At 70.3% G+C, this 14,589-nt stretch carries 12 protein-coding genes and 1 other RNA gene; 2 read left to right on the top strand and 11 right to left on the bottom strand.

Annotated elements, in window-relative coordinates; all coding sequences use genetic code 11:
* Positions 1-2 precede the first annotated feature (2 nt).
* The 6 genes from murI to U7230_RS03255 form a co-directional block, all read right to left on the bottom strand.
* Positions 3-881: a glutamate racemase gene (gene murI, locus U7230_RS03280; RefSeq protein WP_324718177.1), complete on the bottom strand. Its 879-nt coding sequence runs from the start codon at positions 879-881 to the stop codon at positions 3-5.
* A 45-nt stretch (positions 882-926) separates the two neighbouring features.
* Entirely contained in the window at positions 927-1,532 is a 606-nt protein-coding gene (locus U7230_RS03275) for a GerMN domain-containing protein (RefSeq protein WP_324717315.1), read from the bottom strand.
* The gene (locus U7230_RS03270; protein WP_324717314.1) at positions 1,532-4,144 is read right to left on the bottom strand and encodes an N-acetylmuramoyl-L-alanine amidase family protein; all 2,613 of its coding nucleotides are present in this window, start codon (positions 4,142-4,144) and stop codon (positions 1,532-1,534) included. The genes U7230_RS03275 and U7230_RS03270 overlap by 1 nt, the downstream gene beginning before the upstream one ends.
* A 282-nt stretch (positions 4,145-4,426) precedes the next feature.
* Positions 4,427-5,818 carry a hypothetical protein gene (locus U7230_RS03265; RefSeq protein WP_324717313.1) on the bottom strand — a complete coding sequence of 464 codons (1,392 nt, stop codon included), beginning with the start codon at positions 5,816-5,818 and terminating at the stop codon, positions 4,427-4,429.
* The gene (locus U7230_RS03260) at positions 5,815-6,702 is read right to left on the bottom strand and encodes an ABC transporter permease (RefSeq protein WP_324717312.1); all 888 of its coding nucleotides are present in this window, start codon (positions 6,700-6,702) and stop codon (positions 5,815-5,817) included. The genes U7230_RS03265 and U7230_RS03260 overlap by 4 nt, the downstream gene beginning before the upstream one ends.
* Complete coding sequence (locus U7230_RS03255; protein WP_324717311.1) at positions 6,699-7,652, bottom strand: ABC transporter ATP-binding protein; 954 nt, start codon at positions 7,650-7,652, stop codon at positions 6,699-6,701. The genes U7230_RS03260 and U7230_RS03255 overlap by 4 nt, the downstream gene beginning before the upstream one ends.
* Positions 7,653-7,831: 179 nt before the next feature.
* Here U7230_RS03255 and smpB point away from each other — a divergent pair, with 179 nt between their 5' ends.
* Both smpB and ssrA read left to right on the top strand, forming a co-directional pair.
* Positions 7,832-8,302 (top strand): SsrA-binding protein SmpB, encoded by a 471-nt coding sequence (gene smpB, locus U7230_RS03250; protein WP_324717310.1) that lies wholly within the window; start codon positions 7,832-7,834, stop codon positions 8,300-8,302.
* Between the two features lie 115 nt (positions 8,303-8,417).
* Positions 8,418-8,777, top strand: a transfer-messenger RNA (tmRNA) gene (ssrA, locus tag U7230_RS03245).
* 104 nt (positions 8,778-8,881) lie between these two features.
* Here ssrA and U7230_RS03240 read toward each other — a convergent pair.
* The 5 genes from U7230_RS03240 to U7230_RS03220 all read right to left on the bottom strand — a co-directional run bounded on the left by U7230_RS03240 (position 8,882) and on the right by U7230_RS03220 (position 14,580).
* Positions 8,882-10,936, bottom strand: a complete 2,055-nt coding sequence (locus U7230_RS03240; RefSeq protein ID WP_324717309.1) for a sodium-translocating pyrophosphatase — start codon at positions 10,934-10,936, stop codon at positions 8,882-8,884.
* Between the two features lie 62 nt (positions 10,937-10,998).
* On the bottom strand, positions 10,999-11,220 hold the full coding sequence (gene secG / locus U7230_RS03235) for a preprotein translocase subunit SecG (RefSeq protein WP_324717308.1): 222 nt from the start codon (positions 11,218-11,220) through the stop codon (positions 10,999-11,001).
* A 64-nt stretch (positions 11,221-11,284) separates the two neighbouring features.
* Positions 11,285-12,568, bottom strand: a complete 1,284-nt coding sequence (gene eno, locus U7230_RS03230; protein ID WP_324717307.1) for a phosphopyruvate hydratase — start codon at positions 12,566-12,568, stop codon at positions 11,285-11,287.
* The gene (gene tpiA, locus U7230_RS03225; protein WP_324717306.1) at positions 12,565-13,365 is read right to left on the bottom strand and encodes a triose-phosphate isomerase; all 801 of its coding nucleotides are present in this window, start codon (positions 13,363-13,365) and stop codon (positions 12,565-12,567) included. The genes eno and tpiA overlap by 4 nt, the downstream gene beginning before the upstream one ends.
* Positions 13,366-13,380: 15 nt before the next feature.
* Positions 13,381-14,580 (bottom strand): phosphoglycerate kinase, encoded by a 1,200-nt coding sequence (locus U7230_RS03220; RefSeq protein WP_324717305.1) that lies wholly within the window; start codon positions 14,578-14,580, stop codon positions 13,381-13,383.
* Positions 14,581-14,589: the final 9 nt, after the last annotated feature.

The raw sequence follows: 14,589 nt of genomic DNA, 5'->3' as shown, positions 1-14,589 counted from the left end.
TGTTACCACCTTACCACCTGGACGCCGCCCCATTCACGGCCGCACGCCTCGTGAGCCGCGCCGACCAGGCGCTGGAAGAGCTCGGCGAAACGCTCGGGAGACCCGCTCGTGAAAAACCGGTCGACCCCGCACGGGCCGCTCGAGCCTTTGGTACACGGTTCGTCCTCGTGCGCCGGAAGCCTGCCGCCGCGGTCCTCGGGACGCCGGGTCACGAAAGCCGCCGCCACCCGGGCCGCCTCCTCGGCCACGGCGAGCCCCGGGTCGAGCAGGGCGGGGGTCTCACCGGAGCGCCCCAGCCGGCCCATCACCCGCCGGATGACCGGCTCGAGGAACGGGTAATGGGTGCATCCCAGCACCAGCCCGTCCACACCGGGAGGCTCGAGCAGGGGCGCCACGTGGCGCGCCACCGCCTCGTCCACCCCCGGGCCGTCCAAGCGCCCCGCCTCCACCAGCGGCACCCACTCCGGGCAGGCCTCCTGCACCACGTCCACGGCCGGGGCCTGGCCGGCGATCGCCCGGGGATACGCGCCGCTCGCCACCGTGGTGGCGGTCGCCAGCACCGCGACGCTCCCGCCCCGGGGCCAGCGCTCGGCGACGGCCCGGGCGGCCGGCTCCAGCATGCCGACGACCGGCCCGCCGAAAGCCCGCGCGACCTCGGGAAGCGCCACCGACGAAGAGGTGTTACACGCCACGACGAGCACCTGGGCGCCCTCTCCCCGCAGGAACGTGGCGATTTGCACCCCGAACGCCACGATCTCCTCCGGGGGCCGCCCGCCGTAAGGTGCCCGCCCCGAGTCGGCCACGTACAGCACCGTCTCCCGGGGCAGCAGGCGCCACAGGTGCCGCAGCACGCTGAGGCCCCCCACCCCGGAGTCGTACATCCCGATCAAAGTCGCCGCGCCTACCCTTACCGGCAATTACCCAACCTATGAATCCGGCAGCACACGGGTGACTCGCCCGAGGGCGGCACCCCTGGTGTCGGGCGGGCGCACCAGCGACAGGTCCGGGGTCAGGGGCTGCGACAGGTCGACGTGGCCGGCCAGCGTCTCGACCGGCTTGCCCTCCACCAGGATCCGCACCTGCCTGACCCCGGGAAAGTCGGCCAGCGTATTGACGATACCGTAGACGGTCATGAGCTCGCCGCTCGAGCCGCCCCAGTGGCGCTCTACGATTTCCCGGGAAAAGTCTGCCACCGCCAGCCCGTTGTCTACGCGCACCAGCAGGGGCCGGGCTCCGGGAGGGATGACCGGCGCCAGGCCGCCCGAACGAGGTCCACCGGCAAGCAGGCGGAGCCGGTCCACGGGCCTATCCTGCCATGCCGGGACGTAGCGCACCTCGGGCACGAGCCGCAGAGCTTGCTCGTCCGCGAAATAAAGCACCACCCGGTGCGCGAGGCCGGTGCTGACCAGCGCCTGGGGCCACCACCTGGCGGCGGCCCACCACGCCCCGCCCACCACGATCACCCCCGCCAGCGCGGCGGCAGCCCATCGCCCAAGGCGCACGGCGACGCCACCTCTTCTCGATCTTCCCATCAATGGGCCTGCCGGCCCTCGGCAGCCAGCATCTGGGCATTTACCTTCCCTACGGTATCATGACCAGTCTGGCTCAGAAAACTCACGATAGCGGAAAAGATGGCATCGGCGGCCTGCTGGCGAAAGCCGGGATCCATCAGCCGGCGCTCCTCCTGGGCGTTGTCCACGAACGCCACCTCTACGAGAGCCGCCGGCATGGGCGCGAGCCGCAGCACCCGCAGATCGCCCCGCATCTCCAGGCCCCGGCCTGCCTGGTGGAGCTTGTCCAGCAACGCGTCGTACAACAACTCCGCCAGCCGCTGGCTGGCCGGGTGGTTGGGCGAGTAAAACACCTCGGTGCCCGACCCGAGCGTGGACGTCGAGGCGTTGTGGTGGATGCTGACGAACACCTCCGCCTTCAACTTCTTCGCCAGCTCGACCCGGTCGTCCAGCCCGACGAACGTGTCGTCCCGCCGGGTCAGGGCCACCTCCACCCCCACCGACTCGAGCAGCTTGCCGACCCGCCTCCCGATGTCGAGGTTGTACACCTTCTCCGGCGTGCCGCTCGCCCCGATGGCGCCGGGGTCGAACCCTCCGTGCCCGGGATCGATGGCCACCACCCGTCCCTGCAGGGGCTGGTTGCCCAGTGCGATGATGGCGGTCTCCCGCTCGTCCGCGCTGAACACCTGGAAGCCGACGGGCCGCTCCAGCTCGACTACTACCCGGGCGCTGCGCGGCAAGAACTGCCCGACCCGTACCGCCCGGGCCAGGCTGCCGTCCTTCGGGACCTGGATGGCGCCCGTCCCCGTCCGCAGCGAGGGATCGACGACCGCCCCGGGGATGTCCAGCACCAGCCGATCCGGCCGCCTCAGGTAAAACGCCCTGGGCTCCACCGGGCCCGTCGCGTGCACCGTCACGCTGGCGCCGCCTGAGCCCAGCGGCCGGACGGCGATCTGGGTGATCCGGCTGTACACGTCGAGCACCAGATCGACCGTGGGAGGAGCCCCGCCGGGGCCGGCGGGCTCGGCCGACCCCCGAGCTGTCTCACCGCCGGCAGGAAGCGGCGCCGCCGCCTGGCTTGCCAGCAGTTGCCGGGTGAGGTCGAGCGAGGTGATCACCCGGGGCTGGACAGGCTGTGCCAGCTCCATGACGACCCGCACCACGTCGGGCTGGTACTGGCTGACCCGGTACCGGCGCACCGGCCCCTGGCTCACCTCCCACTCGCCGGCCGGGGCGACCAGGGTGGCCTTCTGCAGGTCGACCGCGAGGCGCAGCGGATCGCTCAGCACGCTCGTCTTCACGGGAGCAAGGCCGGACATCTCGAGCCACACCTGGCCCCGGCCGGCCGCGTCCCACAGCCAGTGCACGCCGGTCACCGCGTAGTGGAGAGTGACGGAAACGTGCCCGTCCTCCGGATCCTTCTCCAACTCGAATCCCACGGCCGCCGTGAGGTCCACCGCCACCCGCACGACGCCGGGAGACGGCTGTCCCAGCCGGACCCCCTTCACCAGGGCGCCGCTGGCGGGGTACTCGCTCGTGGGAGCGGTCAGCCGGGCGTTGGCGATGTCCAGCACGAGGCGCGGCGGATCCCGCAGCACGGTCGGAGCGGACTCGAGCTTGACCGGCCCGTGGCTCAGCACCTCGACGCGGGCCCGGCCGCCGTCGCGGCGCACCAGCACCCCCGTCACCTCGCCCGGCTCAGCCGGCGCGCCCTCCGAAGCCGCGTCGCCGGGCCGCCGCATCTGGGAGGGCTCCTCCGTATCGGGAACGCTCGGCGTTGCCGTGGCCGCGGCCACCGCCGCCCCCGCTCGCGTGGGCGGCTGGGGGGCTGCCGTCCCGGGGGCCGCGGCCTTGACGGCCTTCCCGCTCGGAGTCGCCAGGGCAACGGCCACCTTCACCCGATCCTCCGTAGCCCCCGGCAAGGGAGGCGGTGCCGGCGGCGGAGGGGGCTCGTAGCGCCCCGGCGAAGGCGCCGGGGATCCCTTGGCCGCGGGAGGAGCGGTAGCCGGGGCCGGCACGGGCTTTGCCGGGGCCGGCACGGGCTTTGCCGGGGCCGGCACGGGCTTTGCCGGAGCCGGTGTCGCTTGCTTCTTTGCGGCGCCGCTCGCGCCCGCACCGCCCGCCGCGACGCGCGCGGCCGGTGCTGTCTCGAGGTCCACCCGGCCCGTCTTGCCGTCCCAACGCACGGTGATACCGAGAGCCTGCGCGACGGCCCGGATGGGCACCATCAGCTGCCCGTCCACCAGCTCGGGGGGCTGGGGCATGAGCACCCGCTTGCCCCCGGCGGCGAGCCATGCCTGTCCGACCGTGGCGCGCGCCTGATGCCCGTCACGGGCCAGGGTGGCGGTCTTCGTGCGGGCGTCCCACCGGAGCGTAGCCCCGGCTTGCTCCAGCACGCGGGCCGGCAGCATCAAGGTCCCGTTGACCATGTAGGCGCCCTGATCGCCCGGTACCGGGCGGCCGTCGACCCAGACCAGCGCCCAGGCCCCCGCGCCGCTCCCCGACCCCGCTCCCAGCACGGGCTCGCGGCTGGCGGCGAGCACCAGGGCGGCCACCCCGCATGCGAGGAGCCGGGCCACCCGGCGCAAGGCATGGTGCGTCTTGCCGGCGCAACTGGTAAGGCTTCCTTGCATCTCCAACTCCTGACAGAGCCGCCGGACAAAAAAACCGGCGAACCGGTGCCTCCCGCACCGGTACGGCCGGGCCTTCGGATCCTCTGCCGGCATCCTGCGGCATGTCGCCGACAGACGAGGAGACGTTTCGGGAAAAACCCAGATCTTCCTGCGTTACCGGAAACGAAAGGGGTGGCGAGGCCGTCCGAAGACCTCGCCACCCCTTGCTATCGGCTCGCCGGAGGGCGCTCTGAAGGAGCCGTGCTCACGCCCCGCTCCCGATCCCTGCGAGGCTCGCCCGGCTCACCCCTCCAGGATCTGCCGGGGCTTGAGCCTCCGTCGCCACGTGGCAATCCCCAGCCCGGCGACCAGAGGCAGCGCCGGCCAGGCGTACAGGGGCCAAAGCGGGTCGGCCCGCACGGCCCGCACCTCGCGACCGCTCCCGGGTAGCGGGCGGCCGTCCTTGTCCACCAGCCTCAGGGCGAAGTGAGCACCCGGCTCGAGCTTCAGGTGCACCTTGTAGGCGACGAACGAGGGCTGCCGCCCCTCGAACTCGGGCTTCGACGGGTCGAAGTCGACGATCTTGTACCCGAGGGCGTAGCCGGGCGACTGCTGCACGTAGTACGGCTTGGGCTCGACGGTCTGCACGACCCGCCCATCCTGCAAGACCTCCAGCTTCACGCCCTGGCGCTCTTCCCCCAGTACCCACTGCCAGGCGCTCTGCTGCCCCGAGCCTGCCAGCGGCTTGGAGAGCTCCGTCATCCGGCTGTAAGCGTAGCGGTTGAACTCCCGGGCATCGAACGCCTTGAGGTAGAAGGTGGCCTCGGTCGACACGTATAGCGCCTGGGTGGGGTCGCCCGCCTCCACCGGCACCGTCCACTTGCTCTCCGGGATGATCTGGTACCCGACTCCCGACCGGCGCGCAGCGAAGACCTCGAGGCGCTTTCGCGTCCCGGCCACTTCCTGCCCCTTGTCGTCCAGCACCCGCAACTCGTAGCGACCGGCCGGCAGGTCGATCACGTACCCCTCCGACGGCTGCATGACCAGGAGCTTCGGCGGCTGAGGCGCCTCCGGAGCCTTGGGGAGCTTGGCCGGATCGGCCGGCTTGCCGGTCTTCTGCACCTGATCGAGGATCCGGCTCATCTCGGCCCGCCAGGCCTCCTCGGCCTTGCGGTACTCGTCGGCCGCCTTGTAGTAGTCGTCGATGGCCTTCTGGTAGCCGGCGAACGCCTTCTTCGCCTCTTCCCCCGTGGCCAGTTGCACCTGCCCGCCGAAGTACCCCTCCGGGTAGACGAACGTGTACGGCTGCTTGGCGAGCGTCGCCACGACCCGGCCATCTTGACGAACTTCCAGCTTGCCGGGGATCTCCTTGCGATACCCCATCCAGTCCGCCATGAACTCCTGCGTGATGGGCCAGTAGTAGACGTCGGTCTCCAGCACGTCGAGGATGTGCCGGTCGCCCGCGCTGAGGAAGAGGGTGTCCACCATCTTCGGAGCGAAGGTGCCGCCGTACTCCTTGCCGGTCCACGGGGTAATGCCGTACACCACCTGCCGCTCCTTGACCGGTTCGGCCGCCCGTGCGGCCGGTGTGCCCACCGCTCCGATCCCCGAGAGGACCGCCAGGCCGGCAAGAGCCAGGGCCAGGCCCCGGGCGACGAGCGCCTTGTCCTTGTCGCGCCGCACCGCGCGCATCATCGCCGCACCCCCTTGCGCTGGAAGGCGAAGACCGCCAGCGCGACCAGCACCGCCGTGTAGACCAGGCTCGACCCGACGGCGATCAGGTAATCCTGCCACTCCCCAATCAACAGCGCCGCGCTCCCCCGAGAGAAGTAGGCCAGGGGCGACAGCCACTGCAGCCCGCGCTGGACGCTGTCGACGAGCGTCCGGGCCAACGCCAGCACGTCGGTGAGCCGCTCGGCCGGGATGGCCAGGAGTACCGCCTGCGCCACGCTGAACAGGGTGAAGAGCAGCATGAGGCCCAAGAAGCCGATGACCGCCAGGAAGACCCGGCGGCTCATGGCCGAGATCGCCAGCCCGAACGCCACCACGCAGCCCGTCAGCACCAGCGCCAGCACCAGCAGCTGCACGATGCCGCCGGTGAAGCCCAGGTTGGTGTACCAGGCGCTGGCGGCGAAGTAGGCCAGATAGAAAGCCGCCACCACCACGAACGAGATCATGGGCTGCACGAACTTGCCCAGGAGGTAGCTCAGGCTGTCCACCGGCCCGTAGAAAAGCACCTCGAGCGTGCCGTTGTCCCGTTCTCTGGCGATGGCGACCGCCGCCATCAACCCGAGGTAGACCGCCGACAGCCACAGCGCCAGGAAGAAGGGGTAGTTGATGGGGTTGCCCAGCACCATCAGGCCGTTTTGGTCGACCTGCCAGAGGGCGTTGCGTACCGCGAAGTGAGAGATGCCCAGCAGGACCAGCGCCACCACCACGTAAAGGGACAACCCGAAGAGGTGGGAGCGCAGGTCGCGTCCGGCGATGGACCAGACGATCCGCGCCCGGCTCAGCTTGCCGGCCGGGGCAGGCGAGGCATCCACCGTCGAGGCTGCAGCCGGCACCGGCGTCGAGCTCATGAGGCCACCCTCTCTTGCGCCAGCAGCGAGATGTTTTTCTCCGTGATGGTCACGAACGCGTCCTCCAGCGACATCTCCCGGGTCCGCATCCCCAGCACCACGCCCCCGGCTCCCGCGATGCTGCGGGAGATGAGCGGGCGCAGGTCGGCCCCGGAGCGGAGCCGGATCGACAGCGTCGCAGGAGCGGGCTGCTCCACCTCGGTCACCCCGTCGACCGACCGCACCGCCTGCACGATCCCGTCGTCGACCCGCTCGAGCTCCACCTCCAGGTGCTGCTCGGCGGAGAGCCGCTGGCGAAGGCCATCCATGGTATCCTCGGCGAGCAGCCGCCCGCGGTGCATGATGCCGACGCGGTGGCAGGTGCGTTCGATCTCGGAGAGGATGTGGGAGGAGATGATGAGCGTCTTGCCCCGGCGGTTCTCCTCCAGGATGAGGTCCCGGACCTGCCGCACGCCGTAAGGGTCGAGCGACGAGACGGGCTCGTCCAACAGCAGCAGATCGGGGTCGTGCAACAGCGCCCGGATGATGCTCAACTTCTGCTTCATGCCCTTGGAGTAGCCGCCCACGAGCTGCCCCCGGCGCTCGGCCAGGCCCAGGCGCTCGAGCAGCTCGTCGATCCGCCGGCGGGCGCCCGGTACCTGGTAGAGCCTGGCGAAAAACTCCAGGTACTCCTGCGCCGTCATCTCTTCGTAAAGGTAATGGGACTCCGACACGACGCCGATGCGCCGGCGAATGCCGAGGGGATCCTTGGCGAGGGGGCGTCCGAAGATCCAGATCTCCCCGCTGGTGGGCTGCACGAGACCCAACAGCATCATGAGGGTCGTCGTCTTGCCCGCTCCGTTGGGGCCGAGGAAACCGTAGATCTCCCCCTCGTCCACGTGCAACTCGAGGTCGTCCACGGCCACCAGGGAGCCATAACGTTTGGTCAGATGTTGCGTGCGCACGATCATGACGGGCCCGTGCCCCCCTGACCGGTTACCGGGTGGTGTTGGCCGCACCCGCCGCCCAGTATACCAGAAAGTCCGATACCGGTCGCGCCCGGCCCTGCCGGGGAAGGCTGTCTGGCAACCCGGCGCCGTCCAGGCGAGCCGTTGCCTGGCAGAGCCCCGCTCGCTATCATAGGAGAGCCATGGCGCAGCCCAAGACCGTCTGTGAAAACCGTAAGGCCCGCCACGATTACGAGATCCTCGAAACCGTGGAGGCGGGGCTGGTGCTGACCGGCAGCGAGGTCAAGTCGCTGCGGCTCGGGCGCGCCCAGTTGCGAGACAGCTACGCCCGGATCAAGGAAGGCGAGCTCTTCCTGCATGGCGCCCACATCAGCGCTTACCAGGCAGGCAACTACTTCGACCACGATCCGACCCGCCCCCGCAAGCTGCTCCTGCACAAGCGGGAGATCGCTCGCCTGGCGGGCCGGGTGGCGGAGAAAGGCCTGACGATCGTCCCCCTGCGGATTTACTTCAACGAGCGGGGCATCGCCAAGGTGGAGCTGGCGCTGGCCCGGGGCCGCAAGGAGTACGACCGGCGAGAGGCCGTCGCCCGCCGGGAGCAGCAGCGCCGGATCGACCAGGCGCTCGCCGAGAGGCGCAGGGCGGGCAGCTGAGAAGCGGGCAGCAGGTGCGCGGCAGGACGGGCGCGCCATTGACACGCACCGGCGTTGCGATTAAGCTCGAGGCAGGTCAGGGCTCGACCCGTCACCTTCCGGTCGTTGCGTTCGTGGGGGTGAGTCAGCTTCGACATGGGTGCGGGTGGCCATGGCTGCGAGCCGAGCTCCTGCGACTCGTAAATCCGCAGGGCAGTCAATAACTGCCGAGCCTGAGTACGCACTGGCTGCCGCGTAAGGCGGCGCCACGCTCGCCTGACGGTCCTCTCGCCGCCGCAGGGCCGAGCGTCATCTGAGCGAGATACCCCGGTTGCCTCGCTCCCGGGCGGCCGGGGGAAACCCTAGGGAGCTGGCGGCTGTCATATCCGGCCCTCGGGATCGGGCAGCGGCGAGCACCGGCAAACGGGGGATACGCTCGTAGGTGCCGTGGTGGCCTCGCTCATGGACGGCGGTGCAACTCCGCCCACCTCCACCATTTTCTTGGACGGTGGCACGACGCGCAGAGGGGCTCCGGGATCCCGGTCCCGGAGCCCCTCTCTCGTTGCGCTCTCGCCCGGTCCCCGGCGCTTCCCGGCGCTTTCAGAGCAGCCCTGCGCCGAAGATCGGCGCGAAGACCAGGGAGACGATGGCCATCAGCTTGATGAGGATGTTCATGGACGGGCCGGCCGTGTCCTTGAACGGATCGCCCACCGTGTCGCCCACCACGGCCGCCCTGTGGGCGTCCGAACCCTTCCCACCGTACTCGCCGCCCTCGATGAACTTCTTGGCGTTGTCCCACGCGCCGCCCGCATTGGCCATCATGACCGCGAGCAGCACGCCCGTCACCGTCGAGCCGGCGAGCAGTCCTCCCAGCGCCTCCTTGCCCAGCACGATCCCGGTGGCGAGGGGCACGATGACCGCCATGGAGCCGGGCACGATCATCTCCTTGAGCGCGGCCCCCGTGCTGATGCTCACGCACCGGGCGTACTCCGGCCGGGCCTTGCCCTCCATGATGCCCGGGATCTCCCGGAACTGGCGGCGCACCTCCTGGATCATCTGGAAGGCGGCCCGCCCCACGGCGCGCATGGCCAGCGCGGCGAACAGGAAGGGAATCATGCCCCCGACCAACAGCCCCGCGATCACGCGGGCGTCGGTCACGTCGATGACGTCGATGTGCGCCGCCGTCTTGTACGCCGAGAAGAGCGCCAGCGCCGTCAGCGCCGCCGACCCGATGGCGAAGCCCTTCGCCACGGCCGCCGTCGTGTTGCCGACCGAGTCGAGGGTGTCCGTCACGCGCCGCACCTTCGGATCCAGGTGGGCCATCTCCGCGATGCCCCCGGCGTTGTCGGCCACCGGCCCGTAAGCGTCCACCGAGACGGTCATGCCGGTGGTCGCCAGCATCCCGACCGCCGACATCGCGATGCCGTAGAGCCCGGCGTAGCGGTAAGCAACCCACGTGCCGAGGGCGATGAGGAGGATCGGCCAGGCGGTGCTGATCATCCCGTTGGCCAGGCCCGAGATGATGTTGGTGGCCGTACCCGTCACCGACGCCTCGGCGATGTCCCGGACCGGCCGGTAGTCGGCCGACGTGTAATACTCCGTGATCACCCCGATGGCGATGCCCACCACCAGGCCCGACAGCGTCGCCATCCACAGCCCGAACGGCGTCATGTCCGGCGTCTCGGGCAAGAGCGAGGCGATCACGAAGTACGAACCCGCCGCCACCAGGCCCGCCGCGATCCACGTGCCGTTCCGCAAGGCCACGCGGGGGTTGCCCTGCTCGCCGGTGCGCACCATGAACGCCGCGACGATGGAAGCCACGATGCCGAGGGCCGCCAGCAACAGCGGCAGCGCGATGAACCCCAGGCGCTCCTCCGCTCCCTGCGCCAGGCTTGCGCCGATGGCCATCGCGGCGATGACGGAAGCGACGTACGACTCGAAGAGGTCGGCGCCCATCCCGGCCACGTCCCCCACGTTGTCCCCCACGTTGTCGGCGATGACCGCGGGGTTGCGGGGGTCGTCCTCCGGGATCCCGGCCTCCACCTTGCCCACCAGGTCGGCCCCCACGTCGGCGGCCTTGGTGTAGATCCCGCCTCCGACACGGGCGAACAGGGCGATGGAGCTCGCGCCGAAACCGAACCCGTTGACGATGTTGAACGTGATCGGGTCACGGGGATCGGCGAAGATGGCCGTCACGAGCCCCAGCCCCAGCAGACCGAGCCCCACCACGGTGAGCCCCATCACCGCGCCTCCGGAGAACGCGACGTCGAGCGCCCGGTTGAGCCCGTTGGTCGCGGCGTGGGCCGTGCGCACGTTGGCCCGGGTTGCCGAGCGCATGCCGATGTAGCCGGCCGTCGCGCTGGCGGTGGCTCCCGCCAGAAACGCCACGGCGGTCAGCGGCTGCAGGCTCTCGGCCGGGGTCAGGATGCCGCCGACGAGGATGACCGTGGCCATGATCACCACGAAAGCCACCAGCGTCCGGTACTCTCGCCCCAGGAAGGCCATGGCGCCTTCCTGAATGGCACCGGCGATCTCCTGCATCCGTGCCGTCCCGGGCTCGTGGGACCGCACCCGGGCGAAGAAGTAGGCTGCGAAAACCAACGCGAGACCGCCGGCACCCATCGCGCCGACGGGTGCCCACGAGAGCGACTCCATTGCGGCGGGCCGACCTCCCTCGTCAGAGGCGGCCGGGGATCGGAGCCCGGCCGCCGCCCCGGTCAGTGGATCGCTGCCAGAGCCACCGACAGCCCCATGAACAGCACCGCGAGAACGGCGGTGGCCCGTTCCAGAATCAGCTCCCACCCTTTCGCTTTACGGAAGAACATCTGGGCGCCGCCGCCGATGGAGCCGAGCCCCTCGCCTTTGCTGGGCTGCAGGATGACCACCGCGGTGAGGGCGACGGCCACGATCAGCTGCAGCACGAAAAGGAAGGTTCGCACGAAAGACCCCTCGCCTCCGTCTCGTGAGCGCGGACAGCGCCATTGTACCACAACGAACCAGGTCTCACCGCACGTGCAGGAAGGCCTGCTTGCCCCGGAAGACGGCCGCCTCCTGGAGCTCTTCCTCGATGCGCAGGAGCTGGTTGTACTTGGCCACCCGCTCCGTCCGGGCAGGCGCCCCCGTCTTGATGAGCCCGGAGTTGGTCGCCACCGCCAGATCCGCGATCGTCGTGTCCTCCGTCTCCCCCGACCGGTGGGAGATGATCGCCCGCCACCCGGCCCGGTGGGCCATCTCCACGGCCTCCAGGGTCTCGGTGAGGGTGCCGATCTGGTTGACCTTGATCAGGATGGCGTTGGCGGCCCGCTCCTGAAGGCCCCGCTTCAGCCGTTCCGTGTTGGTGACGAACAGGTCGTCCCCGACGAGCTGGATCCGGCCGCCCAGGGCCTGGGTGATGGCCTGCCAGCCGCTCCAGTCCTCCTGGTCCAGCGGATCCTCGATGGAGTAGATGGGGTACGCCTCCACCAGCTCCCGGTAGTACGCGATCATCCGCTCCAGATCCCGCTCGCTACCCTCGCCCGCGAAACGGTAGACGCCGTCGTGCCACAACTCGGAGGCCGCCACATCGAGCGCCAGCACCACGTCCTCGCCCGGACGGTACCCGGCCGCCTCGATCGCCTCCATGAGCAGGTCGAGGGCCTGCCGGTTGGTCTCGAGGCGCGGCGCAAACCCGCCCTCGTCGCCGACCGACGTGGACAGCCCGCGCTTTTTGAGCACTTCCTTGAGCCGCTGGTACACCTCCACGCCGATGCGCAGCGCCTCCCGGAAGGAGGTGGCGCCCACCGGCGCGATCATGAACTCCTGCACGTCCAGGTTGTTGTCCGCGTGCTTGCCGCCGTTGAGCACGTTCATGAGGGGCACCGGCAGCACCCGGGCCTGCACGCCTCCGACGTAGCGGTACAGGGGCAGGCCCGACGCCTGGGCCGCCGCCTTCGCACAGGCCAGCGACACGCCGAGGATGGCGTTGGCGCCGAGCTTCGACTTGTTGGGCGTCCCGTCGAGTTCCACGAGGCGGGCGTCGATCGCGGCCTGGTCGGTCGCGTCCAGGTGGAGCAGTTCCGGGGCGATGATGTCGTGTACATTGTCGACGGCCCGCAGCACGCCCTTGCCGAAGTAGCGGCGCTGCTCGGGGTCGCGCAGCTCCACCGCCTCGAACTTGCCCGTCGAAGCGCCCGACGGCACCGCCGCCCGCCCGACGGCTCCGCCGGCCAGCACCACTTCCACTTCCAGGGTGGGATTGCCCCGGGAGTCCAGCACCTCTCGGGCCACGATCTCGTCGATGGTCGTCACGCCGCTTTGCGCCTCCCTGCCGCCACGATGGCGGTGAAGCTGTCCACCTTGAGGCTGGCGCCGCCTACCAGCGCCCCGTCGATGCCGTCGAGCGCCATGAAGTCGGCGATGTTGGTCGCATTGACGCTGCCCCCGTACTGGATGCGCACGCGCTCGGCCGCCGCCTGGCCCGTCAGCTCGCGCACCCGCTGCCGGATCACCTGCTGGATGACCCGATGGGCCTCCTCGGGCGTGGCGTTCTCTCCGGTGCCGATGGCCCAGACGGGCTCGTAGGCGATGACCATCCCGGCCACCGCCGCCTCGTCCAGCCCCTCGAGGGCGACCTCCAGCTGGCGCCGGATCACGGCCTCGGTCTGGCCCTGGCGGCGCTGGTCGATCGTCTCGCCCACGCACAGGATGGGGACGAGCCCGGCGCTGAAGGCCGCCTTCACTTTACGCGCCACCGTCTCGTCCGATTCTCCGAAGAGGTGGCGGCGCTCGGAGTGTCCCACGATGACGTACCGGCACCCCGCGTCGGCCAGCATGGGGCCCGCCACCTCCCCGGTGAAGGCCCCGTGCGTCTCGAAGTACAGGTTTTGCGCCCCGAGCTGTACCCAATCCCCGGCGCCCGAGGCGACGATCTCCTCGTGCACCGCCGTGAGCGCCGGAAACGGGGGGCACAGCAACACTTCCACGCCCTCGGGCCGCCCGGCCGCCTCGAGCCGGCCGAGCAGCTGCCGGGTGAAGGCCCGGGCCTCGGAGGGCACCTTGTTCATCTTCCAGTTGCCCGCCATCAGGCGGGTGCGATGGGTGGCCATGCGAGCGCGTCGCTCCTATTCGCGGTCTTGCAGGATGGCGACTCCGGGGAGCTCCCGTCCCTCCAGGAACTCGAGCGAGGCGCCGCCGCCCGTGGAGACGTGGGTCATGCGGTCGGCCAGCCCGAACTGCTCCACCGCCGCCGCGGTGTCCCCGCCGCCGATGATGGTCACCGCGTGGCTGTCCGCCAGCGCCCGGGCGACCGCCCGGCTTCCCTCGGCAAACGCCGGCATCTCGAAGACGCCCAGGGGGCCGTTCCAGACGACGCATCCGGCGTCGCGGACGGCCTCGGCGAACCTCTTGCGGGTCTCGGGCCCGATGTCGAGCCCCTGCCAGCCGTCGGGAATGGCCGACGCCGGCACCACCTGGTAGGGGCTGTCAGCCTTGAACTCCTTCGCCACCACGACGTCTACCGGCAGCTCGAGCCGCACGCCCCGGCGCCGGGCGTCCTCCATGAGCTCCCGGGCCAGGTCGACGTGCTCGGCGTCGAGCAAGGAGTCGCCGATACCGTATCCCTGCGCCTTGAGGAAGGTATAGGCCATACCCCCGCCAATGAGGAGCCGGTCCACCTTGGTGAGCAGGTTGCGGATGACGCCGATCTTGTCCGACACCTTGGCGCCGCCCAGGATGGCCACGAACGGCCGATCCGGATGGGCCAGCGCCCTGCCCATGATGGAGATCTCCCTGGCCATCAAGTAGCCCGCCACGGCCGGCAGGTGGTGGGCCACCCCTTCGGTCGAGGCGTGCGCCCGGTGCGCCGAACCGAACGCGTCGTCGACGTAGACGTCGCCGAGGCGGGCGAGGCGCGCGGCGAAGGCGGGGTCGTTTTTCTCCTCCTCGGGGTGGAAGCGCAGGTTCTCGAGCAGCGCCACCTCGCCGGGCTGCAGCCCGGCCACGGCCTGTTCGACCGCGTCGCCGACGCAGTCGGGCAGCATCGCCACCCGGGTGGCGAGGAGCTGTTGGAGGCGGGCGGCGACGGGCTTCAAGCTGTACTTCGGATCCGGCTTGCCCTTGGGCCGGCCCAGGTGGGACATCAGCACGACCCTGGCCTTGTGGTCGACGAGGTACCGGATGGTGGGCAGGCTGGCCCGGATCCGCTTGTCGTCGGTGATCCGCCCCTGCTCGTCCATCGGCACGTTGAAGTCTACCCGCACGAGTACCCGGCGGTTGGCGACGTCGACGTCCTCGACGGTTTTCTTGTTCCAGGGCGCGGCCATCGTGAAGCC

Origin of the sequence: Limnochorda sp. L945t, assembly GCF_035593305.1 — a bacterium.
Lineage (GTDB): Bacteria > Bacillota > Limnochordia > Limnochordales > Geochordaceae > Carboxydichorda > Carboxydichorda subterranea.
This window is presented reverse-complemented; position numbering and strand designations above follow the sequence as displayed.